The organism is Haloarcula mannanilytica (genome assembly GCF_005406125.1).
In the GTDB taxonomy this organism is placed as follows: Archaea; Halobacteriota; Halobacteria; order Halobacteriales; family Haloarculaceae; genus Haloarcula; species Haloarcula mannanilytica.
The window spans coordinates 422,163-442,768 of the sequence record NZ_BIXZ01000001.1 but is presented as its reverse complement, the minus strand read 5'-3'; the positions used below and the strand labels follow the sequence as shown (position 1 = coordinate 442,768).

Genomic DNA, 20,606 nt, shown 5'->3' with positions numbered 1-20,606 from the left:
GATCTCACACCGGGAGCGGGACCCAAGAGGCGCTGCCGAAGACGCCCGCGATTGCCAGAATTGCGATAGTAAACGTTCCGACGACGATAGCCGCCGCGGGCGGGTCGAAGTGCGTGTCCGAGTGCGCGTAGAAGACGCGCTGGATGACCTCACCGGCGAGGGCACCGTAGGCACCGAACACGCCGGCGACGATGAGGGCGATGACGGCTGCCATCGATCCGGTTTCGGGCGTGCCACCGAACACTGCCAGCGCGGCCGTGCTCGCGGGCAGGGTCATGTGGTGGGTCACCGGAATCTTCTCGACGCCGAGGTTCAGGAACGTCAGGCTCGCGGCGGAGATGCCGAAGCCGAGGAAGGCGCTGCCGGTCTGGATGGCGATCCAGCCGCCGAGCAGGCCGGCGACGAGGCCGATCATCGCGACGTTCGTCCACTTGTACTGGTGAGGGAGCCACGGCTCGACGGCCAGGCGGTACGACTCGACAGTGCCGCCGTCGGTCGCCGTCTCACTGCCGCCGTCCGTGGCGACGCGTTTTTCCCCGCTCTCGAACGGCGACATGTCGAGGATGTTCCGGCTGCCAGCGCCGATAAGGGGGTAGCCGAACGCGATACGGTGGGCGACAGCCGACAGGACGACGCCCATCGCAATCGGGTCCCACGGGAGCGCGAGCCCGCCGGAAACCTGGCGGACGACCATCCCGAAGATACCGAACAGCCCACCGACTGCGAGGATGTCCGGGCGCGTACCCAGCGCGTAGGCGATGTCCTTTGCTGGGTGGTAGTCGCCGTCGTCGGGCTCGTACATCCCGTCGCTCTTGGCGGCGTAGGCGGCCGCCGCGGCACCGCCGGCGAAGGAGACGTGCGGGCCGAAGACTGGACCGAACGCGATTGCGCCGGTCACGCCGGTCGCGAGCGCGCCGGAGCTGAGTTCACCGAGCTGGCCGGCGAGGCTCCCGCGGAGAATCGCCACGGCTTGGCCGGCGATAACCATGAAGCCGGTGAAACAGAACGCCGGGAGCGCACCGAGTGCCGCGCCGAACGCACCGCCAGCGAAGGCGGCGATTATCAACAGCAGGAGGTCCGGGACGTTCATCCCAAAGACCGGAATCTGTAGGAGCAGACTGTCTATCATGGGTTACTCCTCCTGTGCCCAGTCGCGGGACCGGTCGACGGCGTCGTCCCAGCGGGAGTACATCTTGTCGGCCTTCCCGGCGTCCATCTCCGGCGAGAATTCCTCGTCGACCTGCCAGTTGTCCCGGAGTTCGTCGACGGTATCCCAGTACCCGACGGCGAGGCCAGCGGCGTAGGCGCTCCCGAGCGCGGTGGTCTCGTCGACCTGTGGGCGGGCGATGTCCGTCTGGATGATGTCAGATTGGAGTTGACAGAGGAAGTTGTTCTTGACCGCACCGCCGTCGACTCGCAGCGTCGTCATCTCGACACCGGAGTCCTCTTCCATCGCTTCCGCGAGGTCACGGGTCTGGTACGCAATGGATTCCAGGGTGGCACGCACAATGTGCTCTTTCCGGGTCCCGCGAGTCATTCCCACAATCGTCCCGCGTGCGCGGCCGTCCCAGTGCGGGGCACCGAGACCCGTGAAGGCCGGCACCATGTAGACGCCGTCCGTGGACTCCACGGAGCGAGCCAGTTCTGCCGTCTGAGCGGCGTTGTTGATGAGGTCGACATCTTCGAGCCATTCGATGGCCGCGCCGGCGATGAAGATAGAGCCTTCCAGCGCGTACTGGACGGGCTCGCCGGACATCTGGAAGCCGACGGTCGTAAGCAGGCCGTTGTCGGAGGCGACTGCTTCGGACCCGGTGTTCATCAGGTAGAACGCGCCGGTGCCGTAGGTGTTTTTCGCGTCGCCCTTATCGAAGCAGGTCTGGCCGAACAGCGCGGCCTGCTGGTCACCCAGCGCGCCCGCAACTGGCACTTCCTCGCCGAGGAAGCCGTCGCCGTCGGTGTGGCCGTACAGGCTCTCGTCGGAGGACGGTCGAACTTCGGGAACCATGGACTTCGGCACGCCGAACTCGTCGAGGAGTTCGTCATCCCACTCCATATCGTGGATGTTGTACAGCATCGTCCGCGATGCGTTCGACACGTCCGTGATGTGGTTGCCGGTGAGCTTGTAGATGAGCCACGCGTCGATGGTGCCCATCAGGAGCTCGCCGTCCTCGGCACGGTCGCGGAGGTCGGCCCCGCGGGAGCTCTGCATCTTCAGCGGTTCGGCGTTGTCGAGGATCCACTCGGTCTTGGTCGCTGAGAAGTAGGCGTCACATTCCAGCCCGGTTTTGCCGCGGATCCACTCGACTTTGTCCTCCTCCTGGATCTCCTCGACGCGGTCGGTGGTCCGTCGATCCTGCCAGACCAGCGCGTTGTGGACCGGCTTGCCGGTCTCCTTGTCCCAGACGATCGTCGTCTCGCGCTGGTTCGTGATGCCAAGCGCCTCCAGCTGTTCGGCACCGACACCCGCGTCAGCCAACCCCTGCGTGACGACTTCCTGCGTGTTCTCCCAGATTTCGACGGGGTCGTGTTCGACCCAGCCGGGCTCCGGATAGATCTGTTCGTGTTTCTCGTAGGCGTTCGCAACGACCTGACCGCTGTGGTCGAATACCATGAAGCGAGTCCCGGTCGTTCCCTGATCGATTGCGCCAACGTATGTGTCTGCCATTGTTGTGTTCTCCGTGGTGGAGGTAGCTTATTTATGAAAGCTACCACCTTGACAGTAAACAACATATTGAACCATTATAAAGATTACTAATGGTGATGTTTAGATAGTAAAGAAAGGGGTAGACCGCCGTTACTGCCCGGATTCGTACCGTTCGAGCTGTTTTCCGACCTGCGTATCGAGTCGGTCAAGCGCAGACGGGACCGAATCCACGCCGTCCATACTGTCGATGGCGTCCTCGATAACCGTCCGAACCGTATCAAACGGCCCAATCTGTGCGCCACGTGTCGCCGTGGTGTCGCGCGTCTGCATAAGTTGGTCGAATGCCGTCCGGTACTGCGGATTCTGTTCGAACCAGTTCGCCGACCGGAGTTGCGGAATCGCCTCCTCGTGGACCGGGAAATACCCGGTTTCCCGGTGCCATCGGCGCTGTTGGCCCGGTTCGGTCAGCCAGGTGAGGAACTCGGCGACGGCGTCGTGGACGACCTCGGAAACCGCATCACCCACCCAGAGAGACGCGCCGCCGACGAGGACGCCGGTCCGGTCGTCGAGAACCGGAAATCGACCGGTTCCTACGTCGAAATCGGCACCGCTTTCGATGCTGTTCAGAGAGGAGGTAGAGTCGATCAACATCGCGGAGTCTCCCTCGAAGAAATGGGTCCGAGCCGCGCCTCTGGCCTCGATGCCCGGGTCATGGTACAGCCCATCCGCTTCGAGGCCCTGCCACCACTCGAACACGTCTCGGGCAAGCGGACCGTCAAGGTAGCTCTCCGTGGGCGACCCAGCCCGTCCGTTGTGCTGGTCCACGAGGGGTTGGTCGGCCTCGGCGAACCACTGCTCGACGAACCACGAGTAGTTCGCGAACGTGATTCCGACATCTACGACACCACTGTCTACGAGCCGTTCGGCTACGCTCCGGACCGAAGCAAGCGTTTCCGGGGGCGAGTCGGGGTCAAGCCCCGCCTGCCGGAACGCATCGCGGTTGTAGGCCAATACCGGGTTCGACGCGTTGAACGGGAGCGAGTGAAGCGTCCCGTCGAAGCGGTAGTAGTTGGTCACCGGGTCGAGCAGCGAGTCGATGTGCGCTCCCGGGAGAAGCTCCTCGACGGGTCTAAACTGACCACTGTCACGCGCACGCGTGGTCCCGATCTCGAATATCTGCGCGATGGCGGGTGGGTCGCCGTTTTCGGCCGCCTTTAGCGTCGCGTCGAGGGTCCCGCGGTAGCTCCCTTTTGACCGCAAGGCGAGGCTGATACCGTCAGTCTGTGCCTCGAACTCACGGACGAGTTCTTCCAGCAGCAGTGCCTTCTCGCCGCCCATCGCGTGCCAGAATTCGACGACGGTTTCGTTCTTGCCAGCCGCCGACGCGCCGGTCACGAGTTCGAAGGCGTCCAGGGACGCATCGAGCGATTCGGCCCGCTCGGTCAGCGTCGAGACCCGCGTCGACACCTCCGCGAGTTCCGTCGTCTGGTCCGCTGCGGCATCAGCGGCGACGGCCGCTTCCTCGGCTGTCCGAGCGCTTATCTCCTTAACGTCGTCAACCATCGACACGACCTCTTGTGTGGATTCGGCCTGCGTATCCGTCGCCTCGTCGATTTCCTGAACGCTTGCGTCCACGTCCTCGACCATCGAGACGACGGCATCCAGCTCATCGAGCGCACTGGCGACCGACGAGCGGGTTTCCGCGACGCTCTCTCTGGTGTCGTACATCTCCTCGACCGTCGCGTCGGCCTGGTCGTGAACGTCCTGGATGGAGGCCTCGATTTCGTCAGTGGCCTCCTTCGTCTCGTTTGCGAGGGCTTTGACCTCCTCAGCGACGACAGCGAACCCGTCGCCGGACTCGCCCGCCCGAGCGGCTTCGATGTTGGCGTTCAGCGCCAGCATGTTCGTCTGGTCCGCGACATCGGTGATGAACCCCGCAATCTCCTCGATGTCGGCAAGCACGTCGTTCAATTGCTCGACCTTGTCGACGGTCGCCTCGGCGCTGTCGGTCAGCCCTTCGAGAGTCGTCATCGCCGCCGCCGCTGACTCCTGTGCGGACGCGCCCCGGGCGTTGGCTTCCCGTGAGGTATCCGCGACCTCGTCGGCGGCACTCGCTATCTCTTCAATGGTTGCCGAAAGGTCCCGCATCTCGTCGGAAATGGACTGTATCTGGTCGCGCTGCTCGTCCGAGCCCGTCGAAATCTCACCCACAGCGCCACTGACTGCCCGGCTGGCGGATTTGACTGAATCGAGGCGTGTGTCGACCTGTTCGGTCGCGGCGGTCACTTGCTCGCTGAACGACGCCATCCGGTCGACGGTGTCGGTCCACTCTCGGAGCAATCCGTCGTATGCGTCGTACAGCGGTTCGGCGGCCTCAGTCGGCGGTTGCTCCGGTTTCGCTGTGAGATCGCCGCTGGCGTTCGCGCTGACGACTTCGGTGAGTTCGTCGACGGCGGTTTCGAGCGCGCGGCGGTCCGCCCGCTCCTGTTCGAGTTCTGCCGCCAGTTGCTGGCAGCGGGCTTCTAGCTCCGCCTGTTCGGCGTCTCGCGCTGTCCGATTCGCCTGGATTTCCGGTTCTTCCGACTGGGCGTCTCCCGTCGGCGGTGTCTGCTCCGACTCGTTTCGACCGCCGTCGGTCTGTCCCACGTCAGACCGGTCGTCTTCCGAATCAAATGGGTTCCATTTACTCATTGTCGCTCCCGTTGGCCGAACCGCCAACGTGCTTCGGCCATAATCAACTATCAAAATACATAATAGTTACTGTCGACTTGAGGTTAGTAGTAACAAATTCTCGGTGGTCAGATTCGTCAGGAGATGACTACATGGGCCGTAGTAATCAGGGAATATGGCCTGTATCTGCCGAATCTGTCTTTCTGGGTTCAGTGGTCCAGCAGACTGTTCAGCGAAACATAATGTGTTGTGTGGGCACAAATTCCAATAGTGGATTCTGGTATTCTACATGATTACATAGAAAATTTACTACCTAGAAGCCGCCAACGGTAAAGTGAAGTGTATGCGCTCCAAACCCACGGAAAGATAGATGGGACCGACACCACACATCGCCGTCATCGGCGGCGGTTCGACCGGGGCGGGCATCGCGCGGGACCTCGCGATGCGCGGGCTCGACGTGACCCTCGTAGAACAGGGGAACCTGACCCACGGGACCACCGGTCGGATGCACGGGCTGCTCCACAGTGGCGGGCGGTACGCCGTTTCGGACCAGGCCAGTGCGACCGAGTGCATCGAGGAGAACCGCGTGTTGCGGGACATCGCCAGTCACTGCGTGGAGATGACCGGCGGCCTGTTCGTCAAGCGACCGGAGGACTCAGAGGAGTACTTCCAGAAGAAGCTCAGCGGCTGTGAGGAGTGTGGCATCCCCGCCGAGGTCGTTTCGGGCGAGGAGGCCCGCGCCATGGAGCCACACCTGGCGAAAGACATCGACAAGGCCATCTCCGTCCCCGACGGGGCCATCGACCCGTTCCGGCTGGTGGTCGCCAACGCCGCGAGCGCACAGGAACACGGCGCACGCATCGAGACCCATAGTAAAGTCACTGACCTGCTTGTGGAGAGCGGCGAGGTCGTCGGTATCGAGGTTGAACACGACTCCGGTCCCGGGAAGCGTGTCCACGGGACCGAAGGCGGAACCGAGCAGATTCGCGCCGATTACGTCGTGAACGCGACGGGCGCGTGGGCCGGTCGCATCGGTGACATGGCGGGACTGGACATCGAGGTCCGGCCCTCCAAGGGTGTCATGACCATCATGAACATCCGCCAGGTCGACACTGTCATCAACCGCTGTCGGCCGAAGGGCGACGCCGACATCGTCGTGCCCCACGAGACGACCGCAATTTTGGGCACGACCGACGAGGAGGTCGAGGACCCCGAGGACTATCCCGAGGAGCAGTGGGAGGTCGACATGATGATCGACACCCTCTCGGAGCTGATTCCGATGCTCGAAGACGCCCGAACCATCCGCTCGTTCTGGGGCGTGCGCCCGCTGTATGAACCGCCGGACGTGGGCAGCGACGACCCGACGGACATCACGCGAGATTTCTTCCTGCTTGACCACGACGAGCGCGACGACCTGCCCGGCATGACCAGCATCGTCGGCGGGAAGTTCACCACCTACCGGATGATGGGCGAGCAGATCGCCGACCACGTCTGCGGGAAGTTCGGTATCGACGCCGACTGCCGAACCGCCGACGTGCCCCTGCCCGGCAGCGAGGACTTCTCGGTCCTTCGGGACTACATGGACGAGTTCGGCCTCCGCTCGCCAATCGGCCGCCGGAGCGTCGAGCGACTCGGCTCCCGCGCTGACGAGGTGCTCACAACCGACGGCCCGAACCCGACGGTCTGTGAGTGCGAAGGCGTCACCCGTGCCGAGATTCACGACGCCATCGAGGGGTCCGGGTCGGACCTCAACGCCGTCCGCATCCGCACCCGCGCGTCGATGGGCAACTGCCAGGGTGGTTTCTGCTCCCATCGGATGGCGAGTGAACTCCACTCGGAGTACGACGAGGCTGTCGTCCGCGAGGCCTGGGACGAACTGCTCCAAGAGCGCTGGAAGGGCCAGCGCCATGCTCTCTGGGGCGAACAACTCTCCCAGGCCGCGCTGAACTACGCGCTGCACGCAACGACACAGAACCGCGACCAGGACCCGGCGGACGGCGACCCCGTCGATTTCTCGGCCTTTGACTCGGGCCGCGGACAGACGGGCGGCAGCGTCGACAGCGCGGACGTGGCCGCCGACGGAGGGACAGATGGCTATTGAGTCGGAGGTACTCGTCGTCGGCGGCGGCCTCGCGGGCTTGACCAGCGCGCTTTCGGCTGCCCGCGACGGGGCCGACGTGCGACTGGTCTCCTACAAGCAGAGCACGCTCCGGCAGGCGTCGGGCCTTGTTGACGTGCTTGGCTACACACCTGACGGCGACGGCCCGTTGACCGACCCGTACGAGGCGATTCCGTCGCTGCCCGATAAACACCCCTACCGAAAAGTGGGTGTCGGGACGGTCCGCGAAGCGATGGCGCTGTTCGATGACGCGGTCCCGACCTACGAGGGCGACCACACCGACACCAACGCGCTCCTGCCGACCCACGGCGGAAGCATCAAGCCGACCGCCCGCTACCCGGCCGGGGCCAGCGCCGGCCTCGCCAGCGATACCCGGGACACGCTGCTCGTCGGCATCGAGGAGATGGTCGACTTCGACGCGCCTCACGTCGCCGCCCACCTCGACGCGACGGGCGTCCCGTTCGACGTTCGGGGTGAGACAATCCGGTTCCCCGGTGACCTGCGAGCGGACGCGAAGGTCACGCGATATGCCAAACTGCTCGATACCAACAGCGAGGTGGCGGTCCGCGGGCGAATGGTTCCGGCCCGCGAGGCGCTGGCCCAGCGCGTAAACCCCCTACTTGAGGGTGAACAACGGGTCGGCTTCCCGGCGATTTTAGGAGATGACCACCCCGGCGCTATCCGCGACTCGCTCGGCGACCACCTCGGCGTCGACGTGTTCGAGGTGCCGATGGGACCGCCGTCGCTGCCCGGTCTCCGGCTTGAGGACGCCCTGTTCTCGGCGCTTGACGCGGCCGGTGCGAGTATCGAGACCGGCAACCCCGTCGTCGACTTCGAGGGCGAGGACCGCATCGAGCGGGTGTTCATCGAGAAAAACGGCGCAAAAATCCCCAACAGCGCCGACCAATACGTCCTCGCGACCGGCGGCTTCGTCGGCAAGGGCGTCGAATCCGACCGCGAGGGCGTGTACGAACCCGTCTTCGACTGCCACGTTCCCCACGCCGCGGACCGCTACGACTGGTTCGAGGGCGAACTGTTCGGCGATCACGAGTTCGCCCGCTACGGCGTGGCGACCGACGACGATCTGCGCCCCCTCGATGCGAGCGACGACCGAGAGTTCGAGAACCTACGCGCCGCCGGCTCGGTGCTTGGCGGCTACGACTTTGCCGCCGAGAAATCCGGCAGCGGTATCTCGATTGCCACAGGCTACGCGGCGGGCCAGCGCGCCGCACAGGAGGCACGATGAGTGACGCTGAAACCCCACCAGACTTTGACCCGGTTGCACCGAACACAGGCGAGGAGTTCGAACCCGTCGACGTTTTCCCCGACAGCGACGATTTCGACCTCCGGCCCGGCGCGGACTCCTGTTACAAATGCTCGACCTGCGACACGAACTGCCCCGTCGCGGAGGTCGACGACGACTTCCCTGGCCCGAAGTTCCAGGGCCCCGAACAGTGGCGGCTGAAGCAGTCCGACGACGACCACGACATCGACGACTCGGTGATGGACTGCTCGAACTGCATGCGCTGTGATAACGCCTGCCCGTCGGGGGTCCCGCTCAGCCAGATGCACAACACCGCCCGCGGGGAGTACGTCAGCGAGCAGATGGACAAGCTCTCCGTCGAGTACATCCGCAATCGCATCCTCGCGAACTACCGCACCTCGGCCTTTTTCGCCAGCAAGGTCCCGCGGCTTGCGAACTTCGCCATGAACTTCGGCCCGGCCCGCTGGGTCATGGAGAAGACGCTCGGCGTCACGAGCGAGCGGGACTTCCCAGCGTTCGCAAAGCAGACCTTCCGCGAGTGGTGGGCCGACCGCGGCGGCCAGGTCCAGTCACGCGAAAACGCCAGAGCCGCCCGCAAGCGCCGTGGGCTCCCCGAGGACGCCGACAAGAAGGTGGCGTACTTCCACGGCTGTTACTCCAACTACAACACCCCCGAGGTCGCCAAGGCGATGGTCCGAGTGTACGAACATTTCGGTTACGAGATCGTCGCGCCCGAGCAGAAGTGCTCCGGGACGCCGATGTTCGCCAACGGCATGCTTGATGACGCCCGCCGCCACGCCGAGACCAACGTCTCCTCGATGTCCGAACTCGTCGACGAGGGGTATCACGCTATCGCCTCCTGTACTTCCTGTTCGATGGCGCTCCGCCAGGAGTACCCCGAACTGTTCGACATCGACGGCATCGACAAGGTGGCCGAAAACACCTTCGAGGCAATCGAGTACCTCCGCATCCACGAGGACCTCACGAGCGAGGTGCAGGCGGCCGACGTGGACGGCGAACTGGCAGAGGAGTTCGCCTACCACGCCCCGTGTCACTCGCGCAATCAGGGGCTTGACCGCCAGGCCGTCGAGCTGTTCCGGGACTTAGACGGGGTCGAAGTCGAGGACGTGGGCGACTCCTGTTCTGGCATCTCGGGAACCTATGGCTGGAAGGAAGAGAAATACGAGAAGTCCATGGCAATCGGCGAGGAGATGTTCGAACACATGGACCACGCCGAGGGCGAGACCGGCATGACCGAATGTCCGACCTGTGCGATGCAGATGGAACACGGCAGCGGCTACGAGATCCGGCATCCGCTGGAGTTGCTCGAAGCCGCGCTGGTGGAGTAACTGAAAACCGTTTTCGCTGCCCTACTCTTCGCCGCGGACGAACGTGACCGGACACGGCGCGTTCAGCATGACTTCCTGTGCGGTGGAACCGAAGACGGCCTTCCCGGTCGGCGAGCGTTTGCGGCCGCCGACGACGATGAGGTCAGCCGCGGTCGTCTCGGCGAGGTCGACGATCTGCTCGCCGTGGTTGCCCACGGCACCGCGGGCCTCCGTTTCCAGCCCGGCGTCCTTGAACCGCGAGATGAGTTCTCGGACGGTCGTGTGGCGGTCGGCGACCTCGTCGGGATCGGCTTCGCCCGTCGATTCGAACTCAAGCCGGTCGACGACGCCGTCGTACTGATCGTCGGTGAATACGTGTGCAACGACGACTGTCGCACCGGCCGGCCCCGCAATGTCGAGGACGGCGTCCGCGAGTTCGTCGATTCGGTCGGCGTCGTTCGGCCCAACTGCAAGAAGAACAGTTTCGAGTGCCATATCGGCTACTCCGCAGGAAGATGCCTAAATCCTTCGGTAGGTACTACTTTCGGTGTAACCCGTTCACACGACCTTATCCGGTGTTTTTCATCCCGGCCGCGATCCCTTGGACGGTCAGTCGCAGGGTCCGGCGCTCGGTCTCGGTCCGGTGGGACTGCTTGAGCAGGCGGACCTGCAACAGGTTCAGCGGGTCGACGTACGGGTTCCGACGCTCCAGGTTCTCCTCCAGCCAATCGCGGGAGAGCAGGCCGTCCTGCCCGGTGATTTCGAGGACTTTCTCGACGGTCTCCTCGTACTCCTCGACGATGCGCGGGAAGATGCGCTCCCGGAGTTCGGGGTCGGCGAGGTCGGCGTACTCCTCCGCGATTTCGAGGTCGGTGCGGGCGAGCGCCAGCGACGCGTTGTCGAGTTTCGTCCGGAAGAACGGCCAGTTCTCGTACATCTCCTGAAGGGTCTCCATGTCGCCGCCGTTTTCCAGGTAGGCGTCCAGTCCGGTCGAAATGGAGTACCAGCCGGGAATGATACAGCGGGCCTGCGTCCAGGAGAACACCCACGGGATGGCCCGGAGGTCCTCGACGCTGCGGTCCTCGCTTCGGGAAGCCGGCCGCGAGCCCATGTTGAGGTTCTCGATGACAGTGATCGGCGTCGCCTGCTCGAAGAATTCGACGAAGCCGTCGGTTTCGAGGAGGTCCTGATACTCGGTGCGGGCGGCGTCGGATGCCGTCTCCATGGCCTCCTCCCACTCCTCGGGAATCTCCTCGACGGGCTCCTCGATTGCGTTTTTCCGCGCCCGGATCTGGGCGTTGAGCATCTGTTCGAGGTTCCGCTCGGCGATGTCGTGGTTGGCGTACTTCTCGGCGATGGCCTCGCCCTGCTCGGTGAACTTGATCTGGCCGGTCACCGTCTCGTTTGGCAGCGCCAGCATGGCGTCGTTCATCGGGCCGCCGCCGCGGGAGATGGAACCGCCGCGGCCGTGGAACAGGCGCATCTCCACGTCGTAGTCGCTGGTGATGTCCGCCAGTCGCTTCTGGTTGTTGTACAGCGACCAGTTGGCTGCGAGGAAGCCGTTCTCCTTGTTCGAGTCGGAGTACCCCAGCATGATCTCCTGAACGTTGTCCCGGGCCTCAAGGGCCTGGGAGTAGGCCTCGTTCTCGAACAGCGTGCCCATGATGCGGCGGGCACCGGAGAGCGCGTACTCCGATTCTAGCAGCGGGACCACGTCGAACCCGCAGTAGCCGGGCAGATCGACGATGTCGACCTGGTCGGCTAGGAACAGGACTTCCAGCGCGTGGCTCGGTTCCTCGCACCAGGAGATAGCGTAGGTGTCGATGGCGTCGATGCCGAACTCGTTTTGCCAGTCGGCGGCCGCACGGAACCGGTCGAGAACGCGCGTCGCATCGTCCGAGAGGCCGTCGGTGTCCGCCATGTCGATGACGGTGTTGTCCTGTAGGATGGCCTCGGTCAGGAACTCGACGCGCTCGTCCTCGTCCATCGCCGCGTAGTCGATGCCTTGGCGGTCGACGGCCTCGGCGATGGCGTCGGTGTGCATCTTCCGGTGGTCGCGCAGGTCGAGGCTGGCGAGGTTGAAGCCGAACGTCTCGACCTTTCGGATGAGCGGGTCGACGTGGGCCTCGGCGATTACCTCCGCGTCGTTCTCTCGGAGGCTGTCGGCGATGACTTCGAGGTCGGTCAGCAGTTCCTCCTCGTTCTCGTAGCCGCCCTGGCGAACATCGCTGACACGGATGACTGACTCGCGCATCAGCCGGAGCTTCTGGCGGTAGGGCTCGTCCGGGTACCGCTCCTCAGCTTCAGAGGCGATGCCGGGCAGGCGTGACTTGTGGCGGTCCAGCCGTTCGTTGAACACCGCGTCGGTCGCGATGTTCGAGGCGTCCTGGCTCAGGACCCCGGAGAGCTCCTTGAGCTTGTTGCGGTACAGCGGGAGCACGGTATCGCGCTGACGCTCCAGGGTTTCCTCGGTTACGTCGGTGGTGACGAACGGGTTGCCGTCGCGGTCGGAGCCGGCCCACGAGCGGAACTCGTAGAGGGTGTCGACATCGATGTCCTCGCCGTACTCGTCTTCGAGCGTGTGTTCGAGTTCGTCGTACACCTCGTCGATGACATCGAACAGGACGTTCTCCAGGTACCACTGGACGTTCAGCGCCTCGTCGGTGACCTCGGGGCGGCGGTCCCGGACCTGTGGAGTCTGCCAGAGGCTCGTCACCTCGGCGTCGAGGTTGCGCTCGATACGCTTCTGTTCGCGGTCGGTAAGACGGCGCTCATCGAGCCGTTCGATATCGCGGGCCACCGACCGGAGCTTCGCCTTCACCGTCTTTCGTCGGGCCTCCGTTGGGTGGGCCGTAAACGTCGGCTGGATGAGCACGTCTTCGAGCACCTGCTGGACCTCCTCTGCGTCCGCCCCGCGGTCGGCAAGGTCCCGAACGGCCTCCTCGACGCTGTCGGCTAGGACACCCTCCTGGCTTCCCTCCCGAATTTCGCGGACCCGTTCGCGTTCCTCGGCGAGGTTTATGAGTTCGAAATACGTCGTGAACGCGCGTGCGACGATGTCCTGGGTCTCCGGGTTCAGTCGGTTCAGCGCCCGATGGACCTCGTCCCGCGTCTCGGCGTCCCCGCGGCGGTAGTCGATACACGACGTTCGAATGGTCTCGACCGTTTCGAACGCCTCGGTCGACGTCTGTGCCTCCAGGACCTCGCCCAGGAGCTCACCCAACTCCCGTACGTCCTGGTTAATCTCTCTGGCGTGCAAAGTCATACCACTTCCTCCAAAACCGAGACCTAAAACACTATTGAAACGGTGTATCGGGGATAGACGTTCGTGAAGAACACGGCTGTGCCGAGATAACTATCATTAATCGTGGGGTTCTTTACCGTGTCACCGTAATGTCACACGATACAGTGGACTGCCAATGATAGATATCGCCCTGGACATGGAGCAGTACGACTGTCCGTTCATCGACACCACGGCAGACCACGATGTCGCCTTCGCGGCCGTACATTGGGACTTCGACCAGCGCGCACGGGAACTTGAGACCCGAATGGTCGTCGAAGCCGAGGATTCGGGGGTCCTCGATACGGGACTGGAGAGCCTGCAGGCCCACGGGAACATGAACGACTGCGTGCTGTTGCGCCGCGAGGACAACGCCGCCCACATCCGAACGACCATCGAGGAGACGGCGGCGATGCAGACTATCAGGGACAACGGCGGCTACATCACCGGGCCGTTCCACATCGAGGCGGGCAGCGAGACCTGGCACGTCGGCTTCGACCGCGGCCGGGACGCCGATACCACCCTTTCGGAGCTTGACCGTGACAACGAGTACGACGTGATCGAGCGCACGTCGACGACGCTCCCCCAGCTTCAGGACCTCGTGAAAAACGCCGGCGCGGCGATGACGCTCGTCGACGGCTGTCGTGACCTCTCGGACACCGAACGCGAGACGCTGGAAACCGCCGTCTCCGAGGGGTACTTCGAATCACCCCGCGACGCGACGCTGGGTTCGCTGGCCGAGGACTTCGGCGTGTCCAAACCCGCGGTCTCGAAGAACCTCCGTCGCGGCGAGCGGAAGATGATCGAGCGCGTCATCGAGGCATTAGACGACATCGACGACTGATTCTGTGTGGCTGTTACCCCAGTCGCTTCACGCCCCGAGACCTAGACGAGTGGGGCCCGGGCATCGATGACGGTTCGGAGGACGAGTAATGGCTTAAGAGCAGGGGGAAGTCTGGTGGGGATCGGCACCGCACAAATCCGGGCCATCGTATCGCCCATGGACGATCGTCAGCGGTGACAGTCATCCGTTCTCGCATACGGGGTGTATCGCCGTCGCGATGACCACACAGCAGCATGCTGGTGGGATTCCCGTTCCTGGTGACGCTTGGATTCAGGGCGGCTCACAGACGAATTCGTATCTCTCCGTGGTATACGAGACAATCGAGGACCGGGCTCTCGATCAGCAGCAAGAGACGATCTCGGCATCGCTCGTAGCAGAGGCCGTTGCCGAACTCCATCGATACACTCTCGCTCCAGCGAACTGAGTCCCACAATCCTCGAACCGACTACTTGGATTTGTTGAAATATTCAACTACTAATGTTTTGTTGAGACCATGCAGAATACAGGGCGCGAGTCGGTCACCAGGTCAGCAACCAACGACGCCGACCCGAATCAGTCAGTACAGTCCACGTATCGTGACTGCAGATTGCTCGGCACTGTCGCCGTGTTGATCCTGCCATTTGTCAGCGCCGAGGACAAACAGTACGTATGGGTAGTGATGGACTCATTGAGCTGGATCAAGAGTGTTGGGTAGCGTTCGCAAAATACAATCTGCTGCTGGCAACGATGTTCGGTATTCTCGCTGTAGTTACCCGGACGATGCTGGCAAACAACGTTTTATTACTGATCGAAAATGGGGCGCTCACGCTATTGTTCGGGGCCATCCAAACGTACGCATGGCTCTCATCCTGATACATTTCGATTCCGCCGACCAAAGAACTCCCGCTAAAACTGTCGAAACGAGACGGCCGCCCCACGTCCTGCCGTACCGTGAAACAGCAGGACACATATGTTCGAATTGACTACTTGGGATCGTGGTAGTTTCATACCATATTTGCAGAGCGGTACAAGATACAGGATGCGTCTCTCTCACTCTGCGAATTCGACACCGGTGATTTCAAACCGGGCCCCACCATCGCTTCCCCCGACAATACGGATTTCCCACCCGTGAGCCTCGATTATTTGTTTAACAATAGTCAGGCCAAATCCTGTCCCGTCCTCCACAATTGAGTGCCTAGGTTCAAACACGAGTTCACGTTCCTCATTGGGAATCCCTGGTCCATCATCCTCAATATAGAAGCCGTCAGCTAGTTCCCCAACGGTAATCGTGACGTTCGGACCGGTATATTGAACTGCATTTGTGAACAAGTTCCCAAACACTTGGCGGAGAGCAGCGGGATCGGCTAGTATCCGTTTCTCAGTCTCGATGCGGATAGATGGTTCAGTTCCTGTAACCGTCTGCCAACAGTTGATAGACATAGTTTTAAGATTTACTGGCTCCGTCTCTCCGGTCCATCTACCTTGGCGAGATAGGGCCAGCAAGTCCTCGATGAGTTCGCTCATGTGCTTGTGGGCATCAGCAATGCTATCGAGATGCTCGCTGTCACATTCCTCTCGGGCCAATTCAAGGCGTCCGCTGGCCACGTTTAATGGATTCTTGAGGTCATGGCTAACAATCCCTGCAAACGCCTCCAATCGTTGGTTCGTTTGCTGAAGCTGTCGTTCACTATGATAAGTCAATGCATAGACAAGGCCCGCTGTCAGTAGCACTTCGAGACTCCCTTTCAGAGCCTGTACCTGAGCCAAGAATGGGTCAGAAAAGAACCGCACTATATAGAAATCAAACAAATACAACATAAGAAACCCAAATATCGTGTAAATACCTGCTATTCGGAGTGGCGTTAACTCAATTCTCAGCCAGCTCTCGTTTCTACCCTGAAAGTGCATATGCGAATTTAATTTGATACACAAATGAATAAGCACATGGGAGAAGCTGTCCAGAACCTACAGAAGCGATCTCTCTCTTGAATGGTTACTCCGTCAGATCGAAGAGGGGGGTTGTTCCTGACGAGACAGATTTTATTGTGTGCCCTGAGCACGTCTCCGGTCGATATCGATCCGTAGACAGGACAGCCACTCCGATGGCAGTTGCATTCGACCGTCAGAAGTAGACTGTTCTGCGCTTATCTGGGTGAAACACAGTGGTCACTAAGTGGGCTGTCAATTACCTGTGCGAAAATAGCTACTCCGATTCAGTGCGATAGTGTTGGGCGTACATGTCGGTGTAAATACCCAAGAGAGGAGTGAGACTCGCACCAGTCCCGGTGAATTCGCTCATCGGAACGAGGTGGAACAAGCCGCGCGTGATTCCGCCGAGGACTAAGTCCGAGCTGTTTTTTTGCAGATAATCCGGCAAGCGAGGAGCGAGATCAGTAGTTTGCGATCCGTTCTGTGACTGACCCAGTACGCCGGGTACTGCGTTCTGCCCCGCCGCGTTAACATGTTAACTCAGTACACTATGGAGGTAGCGAATATACGATTATCTGTTATGCAGAATACGACCACACGGCGGCGCGTCCTCGGTGCGCTCGGTGTCGGTGTCGTTGGACTCAGCGGCTGTGTCGGTGACGACTCAACCATGACAGAACAGGACGGTTCGGACGGCGGCATGACGGATAGTGGCACGAACGGCGAATCGGGCGGGGACTCCACACAGACGGTCAGTATCGGCGTGTTACAGCCCCGCTCCGGGGACCTGAAGTACTACGGCGACCAGGCGCTGTGGGGCTTTCTCTCCGGGCTGGCGTACAAGGGTGAGACGGCCCCTCCAACCGACGCTGGCAGCGGTGAAGTAACGATCACCGCCGGAGACACGGAGTATCGGCTGCTGGTACGTGATACGGAGTTTTCGGCGGACACCGCCCAGACGGCGGCGACGAATCTCGTCGAGAATGAGGACGTGGACATGCTCGCCGGCTGTGCGTCCTCGGCGGTCGCCAGCCGGGTCGTCACGACGGTCGTCAATCAGGCGCAGGTCCCCATCATGCTCGGCCCGGCGGCGTCAGCAGATATCACGTCTAACTCCGAGACATGTAGCGACCTCGTCTACCGGGCGAGCGAGAACACCGCGATGGACGCCCGCTCGGGCGGGAAGTACGTCGCCAGAGAGACGGACGTTTCGAGCGTCTATCTCTTCGGCGCTGACTACAGTTTCGGCCGGGCCGTCGTCAACAACTACCGGGCCGTGCTGGAAGCGGAGGGCGTCGATATCGTCGGCGAGCGCTTTGTCGAACAGGGGTATGCCGAATGGGACGGCTTGCTGGACAACGCCGAGGAGGCCGGTGCCGAGGGCGTCGTCGGCGGGTTCACCGTCGCGACGCTCCCGGCGATGTTCAACGCCTTCCTCTCGGGCGACTACTCCTACCGCGTGTTCGGCGGGTTCGCTACCCGCATCACGAACAGCGTCGTCGGCGGGACGATGCAGAGCGTCCTCGGCGAGCCCCTGACCGAGGAGAAGATCAGGAACTCCCGGCTAGGGCCGTTCACGACACGGTACCACTGGAACCAGTACGACAACCCCATCAACGACGCATTTGTCGAGAGCTACACCAACGCCTATGGCGTCGTTCCCGACCTCTTTACTGCGGGGACGTTCACGGGCGCGTCGGCGATTCACCAGGCGATACAGGAGAGCGGGTCGACCGAGGGCGCGGACATCGCCGACGCTCTGAAGGGGATGACCGTCACCGACACGCCGAAAGGCGAGAACGGCTACACCTTCCAGGAGTACAACAACCAGGCGCGGTCGGCGATGACCGTCGCGAACCCGATTCCGACGACCGACGAGTGGGCCGACAACTGGGGGGCCGCGATTATGCCCGGCGAACCGCTGGCCCGCATCAGTGCTGACGAGACGACCATCCCGCAGGACAGCGACCAGATGGGCTGTTCACTGTAGGCATGCTCAGAACACAGGGACTGACCAAGCGGTTCGGTGGGCTCGTCGCCGTCGACAGCGTCGACTTCGAGCTCGAAAACGAACTCTGCTCGCTCATCGGCCCGAACGGGGCCGGCAAGACGACGTTCTTCAATCTGCTGACCGGGACGCTCTCGCCCACCGAAGGAACGGTCGAACTCCGGCGGAACGGGGCCTGGGAGGACATCACCGACGCCGCCCCCCACGAGACGGCCAGCAAGGGCATCCACCGCTCCTACCAGGTGACGAATGTCTTCCCGAACAGCACGGTGCTGGAAAACGTCCGGGTCGCCGAGCAGGCCCATAGCGACGACGCGACGACGTTCTGGCGCAACGTCGACCACTACGAGGAGTTCACCGAGCGCGCCCACGAGATTCTGGAGCGGGTCGGCCTGTCCCACCGGGCCGAAGACGCCGCGAGCACACTCAGCCACGGCGCAAAGCGCAAGCTCGAAGTCGCCATCGCGCTGGCCGGCGACCCCGCAGTCCTCCTGCTCGACGAGCCAAACGCTGGCGTCTCCTCGGAGAGTGTCGACGAAATTCGGGACCTCATCGAAGCAGTGGCGGAGGACTACCCCGTCCTGCTGGTCGAGCACAACATGGACATCGTGATGGGCGTCTCCGACCGCGTGGTCGTCCTGCATCAGGGCGCGGTCATCGCCGACGGCCCACCGGCAGAGGTCCGGGCCAACCCCGACGTGCAGTCGGCGTACCTCGGCGGCTACGAGCCGGGCAGTCTGGACGACGACGCGACAGCCGGGTCCGCAACGGACCCAGAGGAGGGACCGGTATGAGCCTGCTCGAACTGAGCGGCGTCCACACCTACTACGGCGACAGCCACATCCTCGAAGGCGTCGACCTCGCCGTCGAGGAGGGGGAGGTGGTCGCGCTGGCCGGCCGCAACGGCGTCGGCAAGACCACCACGCTCCGGACGATTCTGCAACTGACGCCGCCCCGCGAAGGGTCAATCACGTTCCGTGACGAGTCGCTGGTCGGCCTGGAAACACACGAGGTCGCCGCTCGGGGACTCGGTTGGATTCCCGAGGACCGCCGGATATTCGGCCAGCTCACGGTCGAGGAAAACCTCCGGGCGGCGATTCCGGACCCCGACGACGTGAGCGACGGCCTCCGGCTGGCCTTCGATTCGTTCCCCATCCTCGAAGAGCGGCGGGGCCAGGACGCCGGGACGCTGTCGGGGGGCCAACAGCAGATGCTCGCCATCGCCCGCGGGCTGGTCGGTGACAACGACCTGTTGCTGGTCGACGAGCCGAGCGAAGGACTGGCCCCACAAATCGTCGCCGACGTGGCCGAGGCGCTGTCGACGGCGAGTGAGGACGTGACGATGCTGCTGGTCGAGCAGAACCTCCCGCTGGCGCTGGATCTGGCCGACCGCTTCTACATCATCGACAAGGGCCGCGTCGTCGACGACGGCGACACGGCGGCGGTGACGGCCGACGACGAACGGTTCCGGAGGTATCTCTCGGCATGATACTGGAAGCACTCGCGGAGTTTCTGACGCTGAGCGAACTCGGCGGCGTCATCGTCAACGGCCTCGCCAAGTCGGCGCTGTACGTGATGATAGCAAGCGGCCTCACCCTCATCTTCGGTCTGATGGGCGTGTTGAACTTCGCGCACGGGTCGCTGACGATGGTCGGCGCATATCTCGGCGGCCTCCTGATGGTCGTCACGGTCACCAGTGGGACAGCACCGCTAACGCGTCTCGGGCTGTTCTTCGTCGCCATCGTCGTCGTCTTTGCACTGTTGACGGTGCTTGGCGGCGCAATCGAGACGACCATCATCCGGCCGCTGTACGACCGGCCGCCGATATACCAGATCCTGCTGACCTTCGGCCTGACGCTCGTCATCGAGGAACTCGTTCGCATCGTGCTGGGGATTTATGACCTCCAGCCGCTGTCGGACTGGCAGGCCGCGCTGGCGACCAAGCCCCAGTTCCTCCGGGAGCCGGTCTCGCTCGGCCCCGTCAGCGCCGGCTGGATGTCGCTGTTCCAGATACTCCTTGGAACTATCACGGTGGTCGGCATCTGGGCCTTCCTCACGAAGACCCGCTACGGGCTGTACATCCGGGCCGGCAGCGAGGACACGGAGATGGCGTCGGCGCTGGGCATTGACGTTCGCCAGGTGTTCACCGTTGTGTTCGCGCTGGGTATCGGCCTGGCCGGCGCAGCCGGAACGCTGTTGATGTGGGACCCGACGTGGGGCGCGAGCGTCCCGCTTGCGGCCGAGACGTTGCTGCCGGCGTTCATCGTCGTCATCGTCGGCGGCCTCGGAACCTTTCGCGGGACCGTCGTCGCTGCCCTCGTGGTGGGAATGGCCGACGCGGTGACGACTTGGTGGTTCCAGAACGCCATTCAGTTCACGGGCCTGCCGGAACTCGTCCTGTTCCTGGTGCTCGTGGTGACGCTCATCGTCCGCCCGCAGGGACTGTTCGGCGTCGAGGAGGTGGGGGGCCATTAGCGCCGAAACTGAGGCCGACGCCGAGGCGGCGTCCGAGCCACAGGCCGCCACAACCGTTGAAACTGG

The 20,606-nt window shown here is 62.9% G+C and carries 14 protein-coding genes and 1 pseudogene; 9 read left to right on the top strand and 6 right to left on the bottom strand.

What is annotated here, in order from left to right; genetic code table 11:
* Nucleotides 1-4: 4 nt before the first annotated feature.
* From Harman_RS02170 to Harman_RS02160, 3 genes are all read right to left on the bottom strand, one after another.
* Nucleotides 5-1,129: a hypothetical protein gene (locus tag Harman_RS02170; RefSeq protein ID WP_235007142.1), complete on the bottom strand. Its 1,125-nt coding sequence runs from the start codon at nucleotides 1,127-1,129 to the stop codon at nucleotides 5-7.
* Between the two features lie 3 nt (nucleotides 1,130-1,132).
* Entirely contained in the window at nucleotides 1,133-2,665 is a 1,533-nt protein-coding gene (gene glpK, locus Harman_RS02165; protein WP_137682179.1) for a glycerol kinase GlpK, read from the bottom strand.
* A gap of 129 nt (nucleotides 2,666-2,794) precedes the next feature.
* Nucleotides 2,795-5,335 (bottom strand): methyl-accepting chemotaxis protein, encoded by a 2,541-nt coding sequence (locus tag Harman_RS02160; RefSeq protein ID WP_137682178.1) that lies wholly within the window; start codon nucleotides 5,333-5,335, stop codon nucleotides 2,795-2,797.
* A gap of 349 nt (nucleotides 5,336-5,684) precedes the next feature.
* Here Harman_RS02160 and glpA point away from each other — a divergent pair, with 349 nt between their 5' ends.
* From glpA to Harman_RS02145, 3 genes are read left to right on the top strand one after another with little or no spacing between them, the layout of a single operon-like run.
* The gene (glpA, locus tag Harman_RS02155) at nucleotides 5,685-7,415 is read left to right on the top strand and encodes an anaerobic glycerol-3-phosphate dehydrogenase subunit GlpA (RefSeq protein WP_137682177.1); all 1,731 of its coding nucleotides are present in this window, start codon (nucleotides 5,685-5,687) and stop codon (nucleotides 7,413-7,415) included.
* Entirely contained in the window at nucleotides 7,405-8,679 is a 1,275-nt protein-coding gene (glpB, locus tag Harman_RS02150) for a glycerol-3-phosphate dehydrogenase subunit GlpB (protein WP_137682176.1), read from the top strand. Before glpA ends, glpB begins: the two co-directional genes overlap by 11 nt.
* Nucleotides 8,676-10,046, top strand: a complete 1,371-nt coding sequence (locus Harman_RS02145) for an anaerobic glycerol-3-phosphate dehydrogenase subunit C (protein ID WP_137682175.1) — start codon at nucleotides 8,676-8,678, stop codon at nucleotides 10,044-10,046. The genes glpB and Harman_RS02145 overlap by 4 nt, the downstream gene beginning before the upstream one ends.
* Nucleotides 10,047-10,067: 21 nt before the next feature.
* Here the strand turns inward: Harman_RS02145 and Harman_RS02140 are convergent, their stop codons facing one another.
* Complete coding sequence (locus Harman_RS02140) at nucleotides 10,068-10,520, bottom strand: universal stress protein (RefSeq protein ID WP_137682174.1); 453 nt, start codon at nucleotides 10,518-10,520, stop codon at nucleotides 10,068-10,070.
* 73 nt (nucleotides 10,521-10,593) lie between these two features.
* Nucleotides 10,594-13,290, bottom strand: a complete 2,697-nt coding sequence (gene ppc, locus Harman_RS02135) for a phosphoenolpyruvate carboxylase (RefSeq protein WP_137682173.1) — start codon at nucleotides 13,288-13,290, stop codon at nucleotides 10,594-10,596.
* A gap of 154 nt (nucleotides 13,291-13,444) precedes the next feature.
* Between ppc and Harman_RS02130 the strand changes: the two genes are divergently transcribed.
* On the top strand, nucleotides 13,445-14,149 hold the full coding sequence (locus tag Harman_RS02130) for a helix-turn-helix domain-containing protein (protein ID WP_137682172.1): 705 nt from the start codon (nucleotides 13,445-13,447) through the stop codon (nucleotides 14,147-14,149).
* A gap of 109 nt (nucleotides 14,150-14,258) precedes the next feature.
* Nucleotides 14,259-14,573, top strand: a pseudogene (locus Harman_RS21725) (hypothetical protein); the annotation flags it as partial.
* A gap of 605 nt (nucleotides 14,574-15,178) precedes the next feature.
* Here the strand turns inward: Harman_RS21725 and Harman_RS21910 are convergent.
* Entirely contained in the window at nucleotides 15,179-15,946 is a 768-nt protein-coding gene (locus tag Harman_RS21910; RefSeq protein ID WP_268812793.1) for a sensor histidine kinase, read from the bottom strand.
* 691 nt (nucleotides 15,947-16,637) lie between these two features.
* Here Harman_RS21910 and Harman_RS02110 point away from each other — a divergent pair.
* The 4 genes from Harman_RS02110 to Harman_RS02095 are packed head-to-tail and all read left to right on the top strand — an operon-like array spanning nucleotide 16,638 to nucleotide 20,540.
* A complete protein-coding gene (locus Harman_RS02110) occupies nucleotides 16,638-18,047 on the top strand; it encodes an ABC transporter substrate-binding protein (protein ID WP_137682169.1) in 1,410 nt (469 codons plus the stop codon).
* Between the two features lie 2 nt (nucleotides 18,048-18,049).
* Nucleotides 18,050-18,859, top strand: a complete 810-nt coding sequence (locus Harman_RS02105; RefSeq protein WP_137682168.1) for an ABC transporter ATP-binding protein — start codon at nucleotides 18,050-18,052, stop codon at nucleotides 18,857-18,859.
* Entirely contained in the window at nucleotides 18,856-19,554 is a 699-nt protein-coding gene (locus Harman_RS02100) for an ABC transporter ATP-binding protein (RefSeq protein ID WP_137682167.1), read from the top strand. The genes Harman_RS02105 and Harman_RS02100 overlap by 4 nt, the downstream gene beginning before the upstream one ends.
* Entirely contained in the window at nucleotides 19,551-20,540 is a 990-nt protein-coding gene (locus Harman_RS02095) for a branched-chain amino acid ABC transporter permease (RefSeq protein WP_137682166.1), read from the top strand. The genes Harman_RS02100 and Harman_RS02095 overlap by 4 nt, the downstream gene beginning before the upstream one ends.
* Nucleotides 20,541-20,606 lie beyond the last annotated feature (66 nt).

Excerpts from the sequence above, each read along its gene's own strand:
- glpA (WP_137682177.1), top strand. The coding sequence starts at position 5,685 with ATGGGACCGACACCACACATCGCCGTCATCGGCGGCGGTTCGACCGGG.
- Harman_RS02100 (WP_137682167.1), top strand. The coding sequence starts at position 18,856 with ATGAGCCTGCTCGAACTGAGCGGCGTCCACACCTACTACGGCGACAGC.
- Harman_RS02145 (WP_137682175.1), top strand. The coding sequence starts at position 8,676 with ATGAGTGACGCTGAAACCCCACCAGACTTTGACCCGGTTGCACCGAAC.
- Harman_RS02110 (WP_137682169.1), top strand. The coding sequence starts at position 16,638 with ATGCAGAATACGACCACACGGCGGCGCGTCCTCGGTGCGCTCGGTGTC.
- Harman_RS21910 (WP_268812793.1), bottom strand. The coding sequence starts at position 15,946 with ATGTTGTATTTGTTTGATTTCTATATAGTGCGGTTCTTTTCTGACCCA.
- Harman_RS02105 (WP_137682168.1), top strand. The coding sequence starts at position 18,050 with ATGCTCAGAACACAGGGACTGACCAAGCGGTTCGGTGGGCTCGTCGCC.
- ppc (WP_137682173.1), bottom strand. The coding sequence starts at position 13,290 with ATGACTTTGCACGCCAGAGAGATTAACCAGGACGTACGGGAGTTGGGT.
- glpK (WP_137682179.1), bottom strand. The coding sequence starts at position 2,665 with ATGGCAGACACATACGTTGGCGCAATCGATCAGGGAACGACCGGGACT.
- Harman_RS02170 (WP_235007142.1), bottom strand. The coding sequence starts at position 1,129 with ATGATAGACAGTCTGCTCCTACAGATTCCGGTCTTTGGGATGAACGTC.
- Harman_RS02140 (WP_137682174.1), bottom strand. The coding sequence starts at position 10,520 with ATGGCACTCGAAACTGTTCTTCTTGCAGTTGGGCCGAACGACGCCGAC.
- glpB (WP_137682176.1), top strand. The coding sequence starts at position 7,405 with ATGGCTATTGAGTCGGAGGTACTCGTCGTCGGCGGCGGCCTCGCGGGC.
- Harman_RS02160 (WP_137682178.1), bottom strand. The coding sequence starts at position 5,335 with ATGAGTAAATGGAACCCATTTGATTCGGAAGACGACCGGTCTGACGTG.
- Harman_RS02130 (WP_137682172.1), top strand. The coding sequence starts at position 13,445 with ATGATAGATATCGCCCTGGACATGGAGCAGTACGACTGTCCGTTCATC.
- Harman_RS02095 (WP_137682166.1), top strand. The coding sequence starts at position 19,551 with ATGATACTGGAAGCACTCGCGGAGTTTCTGACGCTGAGCGAACTCGGC.